Annotated in this window: 18 protein-coding genes; all 18 read right to left on the bottom strand. The window is 66.4% G+C overall.

What is annotated here, in order from left to right:
* Positions 1-7: 7 nt before the first annotated feature.
* The 18 genes from nuoK to G6N28_RS03515 all read right to left on the bottom strand — a co-directional run bounded on the left by nuoK (position 8) and on the right by G6N28_RS03515 (position 15,339).
* Complete coding sequence (nuoK, locus tag G6N28_RS03600) at positions 8-307, bottom strand: NADH-quinone oxidoreductase subunit NuoK (protein ID WP_128107902.1); 300 nt, start codon at positions 305-307, stop codon at positions 8-10.
* Positions 304-1,074 (bottom strand): NADH-quinone oxidoreductase subunit J, encoded by a 771-nt coding sequence (locus G6N28_RS03595; protein ID WP_163897079.1) that lies wholly within the window; start codon positions 1,072-1,074, stop codon positions 304-306. Before G6N28_RS03595 ends, nuoK begins: the two co-directional genes overlap by 4 nt.
* Entirely contained in the window at positions 1,071-1,595 is a 525-nt protein-coding gene (gene nuoI / locus G6N28_RS03590) for an NADH-quinone oxidoreductase subunit NuoI (RefSeq protein ID WP_163897078.1), read from the bottom strand. The genes G6N28_RS03595 and nuoI overlap by 4 nt, the downstream gene beginning before the upstream one ends.
* Entirely contained in the window at positions 1,588-2,817 is a 1,230-nt protein-coding gene (gene nuoH, locus G6N28_RS03585; protein WP_163897077.1) for an NADH-quinone oxidoreductase subunit NuoH, read from the bottom strand. Before nuoH ends, nuoI begins: the two co-directional genes overlap by 8 nt.
* Positions 2,814-5,162, bottom strand: a complete 2,349-nt coding sequence (locus tag G6N28_RS03580) for an NADH-quinone oxidoreductase subunit G (protein ID WP_235674714.1) — start codon at positions 5,160-5,162, stop codon at positions 2,814-2,816. The genes nuoH and G6N28_RS03580 overlap by 4 nt, the downstream gene beginning before the upstream one ends.
* Before the next feature lie 77 nt (positions 5,163-5,239).
* Complete coding sequence (nuoF, locus tag G6N28_RS03575; RefSeq protein ID WP_163897075.1) at positions 5,240-6,556, bottom strand: NADH-quinone oxidoreductase subunit NuoF; 1,317 nt, start codon at positions 6,554-6,556, stop codon at positions 5,240-5,242.
* Entirely contained in the window at positions 6,553-7,419 is an 867-nt protein-coding gene (gene nuoE, locus G6N28_RS03570) for an NADH-quinone oxidoreductase subunit NuoE (RefSeq protein ID WP_163897074.1), read from the bottom strand. The genes nuoF and nuoE overlap by 4 nt, the downstream gene beginning before the upstream one ends.
* Before the next feature lie 28 nt (positions 7,420-7,447).
* Positions 7,448-8,803, bottom strand: coding sequence for an NADH dehydrogenase (quinone) subunit D (nuoD, locus tag G6N28_RS03565; protein ID WP_163897073.1), 1,356 nt, complete (start codon positions 8,801-8,803; stop codon positions 7,448-7,450).
* The gene (locus G6N28_RS03560) at positions 8,803-9,492 is read right to left on the bottom strand and encodes an NADH-quinone oxidoreductase subunit C (RefSeq protein ID WP_163897072.1); all 690 of its coding nucleotides are present in this window, start codon (positions 9,490-9,492) and stop codon (positions 8,803-8,805) included. The genes nuoD and G6N28_RS03560 overlap by 1 nt, the downstream gene beginning before the upstream one ends.
* Entirely contained in the window at positions 9,489-10,043 is a 555-nt protein-coding gene (locus tag G6N28_RS03555; RefSeq protein ID WP_163897071.1) for a NuoB/complex I 20 kDa subunit family protein, read from the bottom strand. The genes G6N28_RS03560 and G6N28_RS03555 overlap by 4 nt, the downstream gene beginning before the upstream one ends.
* The gene (locus tag G6N28_RS03550) at positions 10,034-10,408 is read right to left on the bottom strand and encodes an NADH-quinone oxidoreductase subunit A (RefSeq protein ID WP_163897070.1); all 375 of its coding nucleotides are present in this window, start codon (positions 10,406-10,408) and stop codon (positions 10,034-10,036) included. The genes G6N28_RS03555 and G6N28_RS03550 overlap by 10 nt, the downstream gene beginning before the upstream one ends.
* Positions 10,409-10,573: 165 nt before the next feature.
* Complete coding sequence (locus tag G6N28_RS03545; RefSeq protein ID WP_163897069.1) at positions 10,574-10,975, bottom strand: Rv3143 family two-component system response regulator; 402 nt, start codon at positions 10,973-10,975, stop codon at positions 10,574-10,576.
* A gap of 15 nt (positions 10,976-10,990) precedes the next feature.
* Positions 10,991-11,524 (bottom strand): YceI family protein, encoded by a 534-nt coding sequence (locus G6N28_RS03540; protein ID WP_163897068.1) that lies wholly within the window; start codon positions 11,522-11,524, stop codon positions 10,991-10,993.
* Positions 11,521-11,931, bottom strand: a complete 411-nt coding sequence (locus tag G6N28_RS03535; RefSeq protein ID WP_163897067.1) for a nuclear transport factor 2 family protein — start codon at positions 11,929-11,931, stop codon at positions 11,521-11,523. Before G6N28_RS03535 ends, G6N28_RS03540 begins: the two co-directional genes overlap by 4 nt.
* Before the next feature lie 167 nt (positions 11,932-12,098).
* Positions 12,099-12,461, bottom strand: coding sequence for a DUF6285 domain-containing protein (locus G6N28_RS26920; protein WP_163897066.1), 363 nt, complete (start codon positions 12,459-12,461; stop codon positions 12,099-12,101).
* On the bottom strand, positions 12,458-13,429 hold the full coding sequence (locus G6N28_RS03525) for a phosphotransferase family protein (protein WP_163897065.1): 972 nt from the start codon (positions 13,427-13,429) through the stop codon (positions 12,458-12,460). The genes G6N28_RS26920 and G6N28_RS03525 overlap by 4 nt, the downstream gene beginning before the upstream one ends.
* Positions 13,426-14,664 (bottom strand): acyl-CoA dehydrogenase family protein, encoded by a 1,239-nt coding sequence (locus G6N28_RS03520; protein ID WP_163897064.1) that lies wholly within the window; start codon positions 14,662-14,664, stop codon positions 13,426-13,428. Before G6N28_RS03520 ends, G6N28_RS03525 begins: the two co-directional genes overlap by 4 nt.
* Before the next feature lie 54 nt (positions 14,665-14,718).
* Positions 14,719-15,339: a TetR/AcrR family transcriptional regulator gene (locus tag G6N28_RS03515; protein WP_163897063.1), complete on the bottom strand. Its 621-nt coding sequence runs from the start codon at positions 15,337-15,339 to the stop codon at positions 14,719-14,721.
* Between the last annotated feature and the right edge of the window lie 4 nt (positions 15,340-15,343).

Here is a 15,343-nt window from a genome sequence, read left to right as displayed (position 1 = left end):
CGTGCCCTTAGTGTTTCAGCAGATTGGCGTCGTCGACGGAAGCCGAGCGGCGCGTGCGGAAGATGGTCATGATGATCGCGAGGCCAACCACCACCTCGCATGCGGCGACGACCATGGTGAAGAACGCCACCACCTGGCCGTCCAGTTGGCCGTGCATCCGCGAGAACGCGACCAGGGCCAGGTTGGCGGCGTTGAGCATCAACTCGACGGACATGAACATGACGATGGCGTTGCGGCGCAGCAGCACACCGCTGGCGCCGATCGTGAACAACAGCGCCGACAGGTACAGGTAGTTGTCTGGGTTCATGTGTCGTTGTTCCCACCGTTGGCCGAGGTGACGGACCGCTTCTTCAGGATGGGGCTGACCGACAGTTCGGAATCTGACCCGTCGGGCAGGCGTGCGGGGACGTCGACGGCGTTATAACGCGCGTAGACACCGGGATTGGGCAGCGTGGTCGGATAGCCGCCCGGCTCGAACCGCTCCTCGGCCAGTTCACGCTGGGTCTTGCGGCGCGCGAACCGTTCCCGGTGCGCCAGCACCATGGCACCCAGGGCCGCGGTGATGAGCAGTGCGCTGGTCAACTCGAACGCCCACAGGTAGCGGATGAAGATCAACGCCGCCAACCCCTCGACGTTGCCACCGGCGTTGGCCTGCCCCAACCCGACGAACCCGCCTGCCGAGACGTTGCCGATTCCGGCGATCATCAGGATGCCGAAGCCGATACCGAACACGATCGCGGCGATACGTTGTCCGCGAATGGTTTCCACCAGGGATTCCGAGGAGTCGACACCGATGAGCATCATGACGAACAGGAACAGCATCATCACGGCGCCGGTGTAGACCACCACCTGCACGACGCCGAGAAACAGCGCGTCCTGCGCGATGTAGAAAATCGCCAGCACGATCATCGTCATCGCCAGGAACATCGCGGAGTACACCGCCTTGGGCGCGACCACCACGCCCAGGGCGCCGATCAACGCGACAGCGCCGAGCACCCAGAACAGCACCGCTTCGGTGGTTGTCGTGCGGCCGGCGGTGTCGGCGGCCATCGCGGCGACCAGCTCGAGCGTCATCGGATGTCCTCGGTGATGGGCTTGATGTTCCCGAGGTAGTAGTCCTCATCGGTGCTGCCCTCGGCCATCGGGTGCGGCGGCGGCAGCATCCCCGGCTCGAGTGGGGCCAGCAGCTTGTCCTTGCCGAGGATCAGGTCGGTGCGGTTGTCGTCGGCCATCTCGTAGTCGTTGGTCATCGTCAGCGCGCGGGTCGGGCAGGCCTCGACGCAGTAGCCGCAACCGATGCAGCGCAGGTAGTTGATCTGGTAGACGCGGCCGTAACGTTCGCCCGGCGAGTACCGTTCCTCGTCGGTGTTGTCGGCGCCCTCGACGTAGATGGCGTCGGCCGGACATGCCCATGCGCACAGCTCGCAACCGATGCACTTCTCCAGCCCGTCGGGGTAGCGGTTGAGTTGGTGTCGGCCGTGATAGCGGGGTGCGACTCGGCCCGGCTTCTCCGGATACTCCTGGGTGATGGGCTTTTTGAACATGGTCCCGAACGTGACCGCGAAACCCGCTATCGCCTCGAAGAACTTACGCATCGGCTCGCTCCTTGGTTGCGGTCGGCAGCGGCGGGGTGGGGAAGACTTCCGGATCCAGCTTCTGCCTGGGCGGTTTGCGAGTTTCCTTGCCTCGGGCAGATCGCCACAGCGCGATGAGGATCAGCAGGGCGATGATCGCGCCCGCGGAGAACAGCACTGTCGCCATCTCGTCGACACCCTGGTTGCGCAGACCGCGGGCGACGGCGACGATCATGATCCATGCCAGCGAGATGGGGATCAGCACCTTCCAGCCCATCGCCATGAACTGGTCGTAACGCATCCGCGGCAGCGTGGCGCGTAGCCAGAAGTACAGGAACAAGAAGCCCCACACCTTGAGGGTGAACCACAGCAGCGGCCACCAACCGGTGTTGGCGCCGTCCCACATGTTGATCGGCCACGGGGCGTGCCAGCCGCCGAGGAACAGCGTGGTGGCCAGCGCCGACACGGTCGTCATGTTGACGTACTCGGCGAGCATGAACATCGCGAACTTGATCGACGAGTACTCGGTGTGGAATCCGCCGACCAGTTCACCTTCGGCCTCGGGCAGGTCGAAGGGCGCCCGGTTGGTCTCCCCGACCATCGACGTCACGTAGATGACGAACGACGGCAGCAGCAGGAAGATGAACCAGGTTCCGTCCTGGGCGGCAATGATGCCCGACGTCGACATCGTGCCGGCGTAGATGAACACCGCGACGAAAGACAGCCCCATCGCGATCTCGTACGAGATCACCTGTGCGGTGGAACGCAGCCCGCCCAGCAACGGGTAAGTGGAACCGGATGCCCAGCCGGCCAACACGATCCCGTACACGCCGATCGAGGTGGCGGCGAGGATGTAGAGCACCGCGACGGGCATGTCCGTGAGCTGAAGCGCGGTGCGGTGCCCGAATATCGACACCTCGCCGCCCATCGGGATCACCGCGAACGCGATGAACGCCGGGATCGCTGCGATCACCGGCGCCGCCAGGTAGATGAACTTGTCGGCGCCGGCGGGGATCAGGCCCTCTTTGAGCGCCAGCTTGACGCCGTCGACCAGCGACTGCAGGAGCCCGCCTGGCCCGACTCGGTTCGGGCCGAACCGCATCTGCATGCGGCCCAACAGCTTACGTTCGATGAGGATCGCCGCGAGGACGGTCAACATCAGGAACGCGAAGATCGCGACCGCCTTCCCGATGATCAGCCACAACGGGTCATGCCCGAACAGCGTCGGATCCGGATGGATCATTGTTCTGCCCGTTCTATCGAAACCACGGCTCCCGCCGTCACTCCCAGGCTCTGGTGTACCGCGGAGCCCGGAGAGTTCAACGGCAGCCAGACCACGCGATCGTCCATGTCGGTGATCACCAGTGGCAGCGTGATGGCTCCGCGATCGGTACGAACCGTCACCGAATCACCTTCGGCGGCCCCGATCTCGGCGGCTGTCGCCGCCGAGAGCCGCGCGATCGGGTCACGCGCGGTACCCGCCAGGTGCGGTTCGCCGTCCTGCAGGCGTCCCGCGTCCAGCAGCAGACGCCAGCTCGCCAGCACCGCCTGACCCGGGCCCGGCACGGTCGGCGCCGCGGCCGGCACCTGCGGTGCGGCGGGTCGCGGTCCCTCCCAGACCCCCAACCGGATCATCTCGTCGCGGCCGATCCCCGGGTCGGCCATGTTCAACGAGACCCCGAGTTCGTCGGCCAGATAGTTCAGCACCCGAGAATCGGGAATGGCGTTGGTCTCCAACGAGGGCTCGAACGGGCGGAGCCGTCCCTCCCAGTTCATGTACGAGCCGCCCCTTTCCACCACGGGTGCGACGGGGAAGACCACATCGGCGACCGCGGTGACCGCGCTTTCCCGAAGCTCGAGGCTCACCACGAACGGGGCGGCTTCGAGCGCGGCCAGTGCGGCGTCGGGATCGGGCAGGTCGGCGAGTTCCACACCGCCGACCAGCAGGGCGTCCAAGTCTCCGCTGCGGGCGGCTTCCAGAATCGCCGAGGTGTCACGGCCCGGTGTGCTGGGTAGCTCGTCGACATGCCACGCCGCGGCGGTCTGCGCACGCGCGGTCGCATCGTCGACCGGCCGGCCACCGGGCAACAGGTTCGGCAGCGCACCGGCCTCGGCGGCGCCCCGCTCGCCGGCGCGTCGCGGTACCCACGCCAGGCGGGCACCGGTCTGTGCCGCCAATCTGCCTACGGCGGAAAGGGCTCCGGGCGAGGTGGCCAGTCGTTCGCCGGCGAGGATGATCGCTCCCGGCCGCTTCAGCTGTTCGTCGTCGACCAGCCCGTCAAGCGCGGCGGCCTCGCCGCCCGGCGCCGTCCTGACGAGACGTCCGCGCAGCTTGGTCAGGGCGCGGGTGGCTAACGGGGCGACGCCGATCACCTGCAGCCCCTTCTTGCGGGCGGCCTTGCGCAGCCGCAGGAAGACGATCGGCGATTCCTCTTCGGGTTCGAACCCGACGAGCAGCACCGCGGGCGCGTTCTCCAGGTCGGTGTAGGTGACCGTCATCGGATGGCCGGCGACGTGGCTGGCGAGGAAATCGGTTTCCTCAGCGCTGTGCGGGCGGGCGCGGAAGTCGATGTCGTTGGTGTCCAGCGCGATCCGGGCGAACTTGGCGTAGGCGTAGGCGTCCTCCACCGACACCCTTCCGCCCACGAGCAGGCCCGTGCGGCCGTTGGCCTTCGCCAGGCGCGCACCGGCCACCGCGAGCGACTCCGCCCAGGACGCCGGCCGTAGCTCGCCGTCCTCGCCGCGGATCAAGGGGCTGGTGATGCGATCACCCTGGGTGGCGTAGGTGAATGCCCAGCGCCCCTTGTCGCAGTTCCATTCCTCGTTGACCTGTGGATCGTCTCCGGCCAAGCGGCGCATCACTTTTCCGCGCCGGTGATCGGTGCGCTGGGCACATCCGGACGCGCAGTGCTCGCACACGCTGGGGCTGGACACCAGGTCGAACGGCCGGGCCCGGAACCGGTACGCCGCGCCGGTGAGCGCGCCGACCGGGCAGATCTGGACGGTGTTTCCGGAGAAATACGATTCGAACGGTTCGCCCGGTGCGATGCCGACCTGTTGCTGTGCACCGCGTTCCAGCAGATCGATGAACGGGTCACCGGCGATCTGTTCGGAGAACCGGGTGCAGCGAGCGCACATGATGCAGCGCTCACGGTCCAACAGCACCTGCGAGGAGACGTTGATCGGCTTGGGGAAGGTCCGCTTGACGTCCTCGAACCGGGTTTCCGGGCGGCCGGCCGACATGGCCTGGTTCTGCAGCGGGCATTCGCCGCCCTTGTCGCACACCGGGCAGTCCAGGGGATGGTTGATCAGCAGGAACTCCATGATCCCCTCCTGCGCCTTGTCGGCGACCTCGGAGGTGAACTGGGTGCGGACCACCATGTCGGGTGTGCACGTGATCGTGCACGACGCCATCGGCTTTCGCTGCCCTTCGACCTCGACCAGGCATTGCCTGCACGCACCGACGGGGTCAAGAAGCGGGTGGTCGCAGAACCGTGGAATCTCGACGCCGATCAACTCGGCGGCCCGAATCACCAAGGTGCCCTTAGGAACGCTGACCTCGACGTCGTCGATGGTGAGGGTCACCATCTCGACCGGGGGCTGCGTCGGCGCCCCGTCCTTCGCCCTGCTGTCCTGGGGGTCTTCTCGTCTGCTCGCCGGAATGGTCATGCTCCCGCCCCTTCGGTGGCCATCAACGTCGAGGCGTGCGGGTCGAACGGGCAGCCGCCGTCCAGATGAGCGAGGTACTCGTCGCGGAAATACTGGATCGAGGACACCACCGGTGCCGTCGCCCCGTCGCCCAACGCGCAGAACGCGCGACCGAAGATGTTGTCGGAGATGTCGAGAAGCTTGTCAAGGTCGGCGGCCGTACCGCGACCTGTCTCGAGGCGCTCGAAGATCTGGATGTACCAATAGGTGCCCTCGCGGCACGGGGTGCACTTACCGCACGATTCATGCGCGTAGAAGTCGCTCCAGCGACGAACGGCCCGCACCACGCAGGTTGTTTCATCGAAGATCTGCAGCGCCTTGGTGCCGAGCATGGTTCCGGCGCCCGTCATGCCTTCGTAATCCAGTGGCACGTCGAGGTGCTCATCGGTCAACAAGGGCGTGGACGAACCGCCCGGCGTCCAGAACTTCAGCTTGTGGCCGCCGCGGATACCGCCGGCGTACTCGAGAAGCTCACGCAAGGTGATGCCGAGCGGCGCCTCGTACTGTCCGGGTTTGGCGACATGCCCGGACAGCGAATACAGCGTGAAGCCAGGAGATTTCTCCGTGCCCATCGACCGGAACCAGTCCACCCCGTTGAGCACGATCGGTGGCACGCTGGCGATCGACTCGACGTTGTTGACCACCGTCGGACAGGAGTACAGCCCGGCGACGGCCGGAAACGGCGGACGCAGTCGGGGCTGTCCGCGTCGACCTTCCAACGAGTCCAACAGCGCGGTCTCCTCGCCGCAGATGTAGGCGCCCGCGCCTGCGTGCACGATCAGCTCCAGGCTGAACCCGGAGCCCGCGACGTTGTCCCCGAGGAAGCCGGTCTCATACGCCTCGGCCACCGCGGCGTTGAGCCGTCGCAGCACCGGGGCCACTTCGCCGCGCAGATAGATGAACGCGTGATGTGCCCGGATGGCATACGAGGCGATGATCGCGCCTTCTATCAAGAAGTGCGGTGTCGTCAGCATCAGCGGAATGTCTTTACAGGTACCGGGTTCCGACTCGTCGGCGTTGACGACGAGGTAGTGCGGCTTAGCGCCCGCTCCGGTGTCGTCCTGCGGGATGAACGACCATTTCGTGCCGGTCGGGAAGCCCGCACCGCCGCGGCCCCGCAGGCCGGAATCCTTCACGAGCGCGATGACGTCGTCGGGGGACATGGCCAACGCCTTCTCGAGGGCGCGGTATCCACCGTGCCGCCGGTAGGTGTCCATTGACCATGGCTCCGGTTCGTCCCAGAACCTGCTCAGTACGGGGGTCAGTGCGGTCATATATGCGAATCCGTTGCGTCTGGGTTGGTTTCAGCGGTGTTCGGCTCGGGTGGGACGGTGGCTGACGGCCCCGGCGCCGAGGCGTCCTTCGTCGCCTCCGTCGCCACCGTCTGGTCGTCGGGCGCGCCGTCGTCGGATCCAGCTGCGGCGTCCGGGTCGGGAGCGCTCATGCCGCGTTCACGTGCCACCCGCAGGCCGACGAGCGTGGCGTCACCGACCCGGTCGCCGCCGGAGCGCGGATCGGGGAGCCCCGCCAGCGTGCGCGCCGTTTCACGGAACGTGCACAGCGGCGCACCGCGGGTGGGCTCCGGCGGGTTGCCGACGCGTAACCCGTCGACCAGGTCCCGCGCTGTGGCGGGCGTCTGGTTGTCGAAGAACTCCCAGTTGACCATCACGACCGGCGCGTAGTCGCATGCGGCGTTGCACTCGATGTGCTCCAGCGTGACGCGGCCGTCGTCGGTGGTGTCACCCGTGGAAATGCCAAGGTGGTCCTGAAGACTGTCCAGAATCGCGTCGCCGCCCATGATCGCGCACAACGTGTTGGTGCACACCCCGACCAGATAGTCGCCGGTCGGGGTGCGTCGGTACATCGTGTAAAACGTGGCCACCGCGGTGACTTCGGCGCTGGTCAGCCCTAACTGATTGGCACAGAACGCGATACCCGCGTTGGTCAGGCAGCCGTCCTCGGACTGCACGAGGTGCAGCAGCGGCAAGAGGGCCGAGCGCGGTTGCGGATAGCGCGCGATGATCTTCTCGGCGTCAGCGGAAAGCCGGGCGGTGACGTCCTCCGGATATGACGTGGGTCCGCTTATCGGTGGGCCCGGTTCATCGGGTCGCTGACCAAGCTCGAAGAAGATGCTCATCTATCTCGTCCCCACTTCGCGCAAGCGCTCATCGGTCCACCCCGCCCATCACCGGATCGATCGATGCCACCGCGGTGATCAAGTCGGCCACCATGCCGCCCTCGCACATCGCCGCCACCGCCTGCAGGTTGTTGAACGACGGGTCGCGGTAGTGCACCCGGTAGGGGCGGGTGCCGCCGTCGGACACCATGTGCACGCCGAGCTCGCCGCGGGGCGACTCGATGGCCGAGTACACCTGGCCCGGCGGGACCCGGATGCCCTCGGTGACGAGCTTGAAGTGGTGGATCAGCCCCTCCATCGAATGTCCCATGATGTGCGCGATGTGCTCAGGCGAGTTGCCGAGCCCGTCGGGACCGACCTTCAGGTCGGCCGGCCATGCCAACTTCTTGTCCTGCAACATCACCGGGCCCGGCTTGAGCTTGTCCAAGCACTGCTCGATGATCTTCAGCGACTCGTGCATCTCGTTGACCCTGATCAGATAGCGACCGTAGGAGTCGCAACCCTCATGGGTGATGACGTCGAATTCGTAATTCTCATAACCGCAATAGGGTTGGGCCTTTCGCAGATCGTGGGGCAGACCCGTGGACCGCAGGCAGGGCCCGGTGATGCCAAGGGCCATACACCCGGTCAGATCCAGGTAGCCGACGCCCTGCGTGCGGGCTTTCCAGATGTAGTTCTCGTTGAGCAGGTCTTCGAGGTCCTTCACCCGCTTCGGCATCAGCTCGAGCAGATCGCGGATCTGGGGGATGGCGTCGTCCGGAAGGTCCATGGCCACCCCGCCGGGACGGATGTAGGCGTGGTTCATCCGCAGCCCGCTGACCGCTTCGAAAACGTCCAGCACCAACTCGCGTTCACGGAAGCCGTAGAACATCGCGCTCATCGCGCCGAGTTCCATGCCGCCGGTGGCCAACGCGACCAGATGTGACGAGATCCGGTTGAGCTCCATCATCATCACCCGGATGACGCTGGCCCGCTCGGGGATCTCGTCGGTGACACCGAGCAGCTTCTCGACAGCGAGGCAGTATGCGGTCTCGTTGAAAAACGGTGAGAGATAATCCATCCGGGTCACGAAGGTGACCCCTTGCGTCCAATTGCGGAACTCCAGGTTCTTCTCGATCCCGGTGTGCAGGTAGCCGATTCCGCAGCGGGCCTGAACGACGGTCTCGCCCTCGATCTCGAGGATGAGCCGCAACACCCCGTGCGTGGAGGGGTGCTGCGGGCCCATGTTGACGACGATCCGTTCGTCGGCGTGCGTCGCCGCCTCCCTGGCGGCCTGCACGACCTGGTCCCAATCCTGGCCGCCGACAAGGACAACCGGTCCGTCCGCGGATGCGCCCGAGAGGTCAGCACCGCCCTGTCCGGGCGGGGTGGGGGATGTGCTCATCAGTTGTAGGCCCTCCGCTGATCGGGCGGCGGGATCTCGGCCCCGTGGAACTCCACCGGGATGCCGCCCAACGGGTAGTCCTTGCGTTGCGGATGCCCGACCCAGTCGTCGGGCATTTCGATGCGGGTCAACGACGGATGGCCATCGAAGATGATTCCGAAGAAGTCGTAGGTCTCGCGCTCGTGCCAGTCCACGGTCGGGTACACGCCGAAAAGCGATGGGATGTGCGGATCGGCGTCCGGTGCGGCGACCTCCAGATGGATCCGCCGGTTGTGCGTGATCGACATCAACGGGTAGAAGGCGTGCAGTTCGCGGCCGGCGTCGTCGGGGTAGTGCACCCCGCTGACACCCAGGCACAGCTCGAAGCGCAGACCGGGATCGTCACGCAACGTCTGCGCCACCACGGGGAGCTTCCCGCGGAACACCTCCAGGGTCAGTTGCTCGCGATATACCACCACCCGCTCGATCGACTCGGCGTAGGTGTCCGCGCCGAGCGCGGCGTGCAGCTTGTCGACGACCTCGTCGAAATACCCGCCGTAGGGGCGAGGTGAACCGCCCGGCAGTTCGACCGGCTGGATCAGCCGCCCGTAGCCGGACGTGTCGCCGGTGTCCTGCACACCGAACATGCCGCGGCGCACGCCGATGATTTCGGGCTCGTCTGCGGGGGTGTCGGTTTCGTTCTCGCTCACCGCAACAACCCTTTGAGCTCGATGGTCGGGGGCACTGCCAGTGCTGCCTCCTCGGCTTCGCGAATCGCTTGCTCGCGGTTGACCCCGAGCGGCATCTCCTGAATCTTGTCGTGCAGCTTGAGGATCGCGTGCAGCAACATCTCGGGGCGGGGCGGGCAGCCCGGCAGGTAGATGTCGACCGGGACGACGTGGTCGACGCCCTGCACGATCGCGTAATTGTTGAACATTCCGCCCGACGAGGCGCACACCCCCATCGCCAGCACCCACTTGGGCTCGACCATCTGGTCGTAGATCTGCCGCAGCACCGGAGCCATCTTCTGGCTGACCCGACCTGCGACGATCATCAGATCGGCCTGGCGCGGCGTCGCGGAGAACCGCTCCATGCCGAACCGCGCGATGTCGAACCGCGGACCCGCGGTGGCCATCATCTCGATGGCGCAGCAGGCCAGGCCGAAGGTCGCAGGCCACAACGAGCCCTTGCGGATGTAGCCGGCCACCGTCTCGACGGTGGACAGCAGAATCCCGGAGGGCAGCTTTTCCTCTAGTCCCACGTCAGGCCTCCTCGCCGCCACACGTAGGCGTAGGCCACAAACACCGCCGCCATGAACAGAAGCATCTCTACCAGCGCAAACAGCCCCAGGCTGTCGAACGCCACCGCCCACGGGTACAGGAACACGATCTCGATGTCGAAGATGATGAACAACATCGCGGTCAGGTAGTACTTGATCGGAAACCGTTGGCCGATGCCGTGGCGCGACAGGTCCTCCGGCGGCAGCGGCTCGATGCCGCACTCGTAGGCCTCGAGCTTCGACCGGTTGTAGCGCCGGGGGCCGACAACCAAAGCGATGCCTACCGAGACGACCGCGAACGCAGCCGCAATAGCGCCAAGCACCAGGATTGGCGTGTACAAATCCATACCGCGAATTCGCTCCCTCGTGGGCTGTCGATGTGAGCTTACCCACAGCCTAGCGGGCTTTGCGATCCGCACCACGAGTTTTGGTTAGTATCGCTATTGGCCGGGTCTGGCTATGTTGTCGTGCCCTGAATCGGCAAGCGAGACAGGAAATTTCGGCGTTTCTGGCTATGGCACGGGGGTGCGCAGCAGCGACACCACGGCGTCGCCCAGACGGATCGGATCGATCGGGTGCGGAACCGCGGCCTCCGCGCGCGACCACTGGGCCAGCCAGGCGTCGTCCTCGCGGCCCGTCAACACCAGGATCGGTGGGCAGTCGTCGATCTCGTCCTTGAGTTGTTTGGCGATCCCCATGCCGCCTGCCGGGGAGGCCTCTCCGTCCAGGATCACGAGGTCGAACCCGCCCTTGTCCATGTGCCGGATCACCACCGGGCCGGTGGCCACCTCGACGTAGGTCAGTTCGGGCAGGTCGGGGTGTACCCGCTTGCCGAGTGCCAGCTTGACCTGTTCCCTGACCCGTGGATTGTCGCTGTAAACCAGGATCCGCAACGGACGCGATGACTCGACCATGTGCCGATGGTACGGCTAGCTCACGCGACGGAACACGACATCGCCCGAGATCGCTGCGGTGTCAACGATCATCCCCAGCAGGTTGCCGTCGACACCGAACTCTTGGCGGTCCACCAGGGATTTGGTGGTGAGCCGCACCGTCCCGTCGTTGAACACCGCGACCTGTGCGGTCAGCGGCAGCGGTTTGGTGGTGTCCTTGACCGTCAGCTGTGCAGCCAAGTCGACGGTGTCGGCACCGGTCGCCGTCAGCCCGTTGACCTCCACGGTGATGTCGGGAAACCTCTCCGCCTCGAAGAAGTCGGCCGAGTGCAGATGCCTGTCGCGCTTGCCGATCCCGGTCCGCAGCGACGCGGCCTTGATCACCATGCGGCCGAAAACCGTTGGCCCGCCGGTGAGTTGCGCCTCGCCGCTCAGCTCGGTGAACCGGCCTTTGACCGGCATCAGCCCCCACATCGACTTGACGTTGACCGCGACGGTGGACTTGTCGGGCACCAGGCGCCATTCGCCGAGCGACGCCGGGTCGCTGAGGAACTCCGAAACGTCTGTCATGTCGCCTTCTCCGTGGTCCGCGAGCCGTCCAGCAGCGGGCTGATCTCCGCCGGGTCGAAGTACTCGTCGATGCGGTCGATCAGCCCGACGGCGTTCACCTTGATCACGATGCAGACCCGCATCGCGATCGTCTTTCCGTTGCGGCCGTCGGCGTGCAGAACGTGCTGCTGGACGAACCCGCCGTCGAACAGCCTGCGCTCGAGGATCTCGTAGCGACGGGCCGTGGTGGTGTCCATGAACCAGCCGATGACCCGCAGCGCCCGGTCCTTGTCGCGGTCACGATCGGCGACCTTCCAGACCACCACGTCATTGCTCCACAGTTGCTCCACGGTGGCGATGTCGCCCTTCTCGATGGCGTCGAACAGGCGATCGGCGACGGTAGTGATCACGCCGGACTCGACGGCCATACGCGGTCCTCCCTTGACCTCGACATTTGTTGAGGTAAAACACTCGGCGGCATGGATACGACACCAACCTTGTCCCTATTCGAGGACATCTACAAGTCCAGGAGCACGCCGGCTCTGAGCGATTTGTGTGCGGTTACGCGCGCTCACCACGCCTGAACGCACCCAAATCACCCCTCGGCGTAGCCGGGGTGGTCGATCGTCAGCCGATGCCGCACCAGGGTGCGCAGCGCCGCCAGCACCTCGTCGGGCCGGTCGTCGAGTTCGCCGGCGCGGATCGCGGCCGCCAGCGCGGGTTCGTCGCGATAACCCAACGCCGCAAGCGCGTCGGTGACCTCGGCGGCCGACTCGTCGCGCAGCTCGCGTTCGACGATGCGCAGCACGTTGGCGGCGACGCGGGCGTGGAAGTTGACCTGTGCGGTGTTGGCGGCCTGCTCGGTCGGCGCCGTCGCGGCGCGCACGTCGCCCTCGAGGAACTCGGCCACCGCTTCGACGAGTTCGGCCGCGGTGGGACGGCCGTGGTAGCCGGTCATCTGGGCCCCCCTCCGGCCAGCAGATCCAGTACATCCCATTCGGTTTCGCTGACCCGGCGGCCGATCGCGGCCAACTCCACCGACCGGGTCTGGCCGGACAGGTGCCGCTCGGCTTGATACCGGCAGATCACGCCCCAGCGCAACGTCGCGACGGTCAGCCACCACCGAAACGCCTTTCGGTCCAGCGTAAGGTCGGCGGCGGCCTCGTATGCGGCCAGAAACGTCTCCACGCTGCCGAGCCCGCCGGCGCCGCGCTCCTCGGGGGCGCCGAAGCGCCACGCCCGGATGCAGAACCAGGCCAGATCCTCGTACACCTCGCCGAGGTGCACCAGCTCCCAGTCCAGTACGGCCGCCAGGCCTTCGTCGTCGACGATGAGGTTGCCCATCCGGAAGTCGCCGTGCACGAGAACCTGGCGCGACGGCGGCGGACGATGCGCCTGGAGCCGGCGAAACGCCCATTCGAACGGGGCGGTGGGGTCGCCCATCTCGTCGAGCCGGTCCCGCCATTCGGCGAGCTGGTCACCGGCGGCCAGGCCGATGCCGTCGGGGTCGGCGCGGTGGATCGCGGCCAGTGCCTGTGCGCACTGGTGCAGCAGCCGGCTGCGGCCGGCGTCGTCGAGCGCGCGGTGGATCCTGCGTACCAGCGTCTCTCCGGCGATGGCGTCGCAGATCAGATACGGATTGCCCAGCGCGGCAGGTGAACTGTCCGCGGCCAGGATGCGGGGAACGGGCGCGCCCGCGGCCGCGGCGCGCTGTTGCACCGTGGCCTCCAGCTCCATGCTGGCGTGCACGTCGTCGGGTGGGCCGGTGCGCAGGATGAGCGACGACCGGATGTCGGTGACCGCGTCGAACGCCCATGTTGTGCGGCTCGCGCCGCCGGTCAACCGACGCAGGTTCGCCACCACGACGCCCGCACCGAGCACCGGCTCGAGCACCTCGGCCAGCGCGTCGGTCAGCGGCTCGCTCAACGCTTACCGAATCCGAACATCCGCTGCGCCACCCGGCGGATCTGAATCTCCTCGGCGCCTTCGGTGATGCGGTAGCGGCGGTGATGGCGATAGATGTGTTCGAACGGTTCGTGCCTGCTGTAACCGACCCCGCCGAACACCTGCATCGCGCGGTCGGCGGCCTCGCACACCAGCCGGTTGGCGCGGTAGTTGGCCATCGACACCTTGTCGGAGACCTCCATGTGGTGGTTGCGGTCCAACTCCGTGGCGGCGTAGCGGACCAGCAGCCGCACCATCTGCGCTTCGGTCTGCAGCTCGACCAGCGGCCACTGCACCGCCTGGTTCACCGCGAGCGGCTTGCCGAAGACCGAGCGCTCGTTCGCGTAGGCCACCGCACGGTCGATGCAGTACTGTGCGGCGCCCAAGCTGCTGGCGGCTTGCCGAATCCTGTTCTCGTGCAGGAAGGTCTGGCCCACCTCGAGTCCCCGGTCCACTTCGCCGAGAACCGAGTCGGCGGGCACGCGCACGTCCTTGAGCTCGACCTCGCCGTGGTCGGTCGGCATGTTGAACGTCCACCAGTAGTACGGCACGGTGAAGCCCGGCGTGTCGGTCGGAACCAGGAACGCCGTGATGCCGCGCGCCTGACCGTCTTCCCCCGAGGTGCGCGCGAAGACCAGGTCGTGGGTGGCGCGATGCACGCCGGTGTTGAACCGCTTGGCGCCGTTGATGACCCAGCTGTCGCCGTCGCGCACCGCGCGGGTCTCCAGCCACGTGGCGTCGGAGCCGTGGTTCGGCTCGGTGAGCCCGAAGGCCATCGACCGCTCACCGGTGATCAACGCCTCGGTCCACTCCTTCTTCTGGTCGGCGGTGCCGAACCGGTCCATCATGATGACCTGCGGGAAGTTCCCGACGATCGACGACTCGTCTTGCAGGTCATTGTGCAGCCCAAGGCCCTTGTGCGCCAGATGTTCCCGGATGACCGCCATGTCGAGGTTGGTGCCGTCGCGGCCGCCGAATCGCGACGGCAGGCCGTACCGCAACCAGCCTGCCTTGTCGGCACGACGACGCATCTCGGAGAGCAGATCCTCCCACTCGCGTCGGGGTATGCCGCCGTTGTCCCAGTCGGTGCGGGCATGCTCGCGGCGATGGTCGAAGTACTGGATGTGCTCGCGTTCCAGCGGTTTGATCTCGGCTTCGATGAACGCATCCATCTCGGCGAGCAGTGTCCGTAGGTGGTCGGGCAGGTCGAAATCCACACTGATTCCTTTCAACTATGTCGCCGAGCGCGCGGTAGTTCACCCGGCCCACTGCTAGGAGCCATAAAGCGTCTTCTTCCAGATCTTCGACAGGGTCGCGATGGCGTCCTCGTCACCGATCTCGAGGTCCAGGCCCGACGTGCCGACGAAGACCGTGGTGAAGTTCTCGAACAGCAGCGCGATCGCCGCCGCGGTGTGTTCGGGATTGAGGTCGGTGCCGTAGCCCTGCTCTTGCGCGTGGCGCACGGAGGCCGCGACGATGTCCATACCGAGGCGGCGAAACTCGTTCTGCACGTGGGCGAATCGCGGTTGGGTGGCGGCGAGCTGCGCGACCGCGATCATGATGCCGATGTTCTGCTTGAACATGTTCCAGTAGCCGGTGACCACCGAGGAAAAGAACGCGTCGTCGTCCGGTGATTCGGGCAGCGCAAGGGTGGATCCCGACGGGGCCACCACGTCGTGCAGGAACGACTCCGCCAACGTGGCCAACAAGTCTTCCTTGTCGGCGAAATACCGGTAGAACGCCGCGGGTGACTTGCCCGCCGCCGACGTGATATCGCTCAGCGTGGTGCCGTGAAAGCCACGTTCGGCGAACAACTTTCGGGCCGCCAGCTCGATGGCCTCACGGGTCTGGCGGCCCTTGGGGCTGAGCGTCGCCGACGGTTCCGTGGCCACGGCG

This window comes from Mycolicibacterium pulveris (genome assembly GCF_010725725.1).
Classification (GTDB): Bacteria; Actinomycetota; Actinomycetes; order Mycobacteriales; family Mycobacteriaceae; genus Mycobacterium; species Mycobacterium pulveris.
The sequence above is the reverse complement of the archived record's forward strand: the minus strand, read 5'-3'. Positions and strand labels throughout refer to the sequence as shown.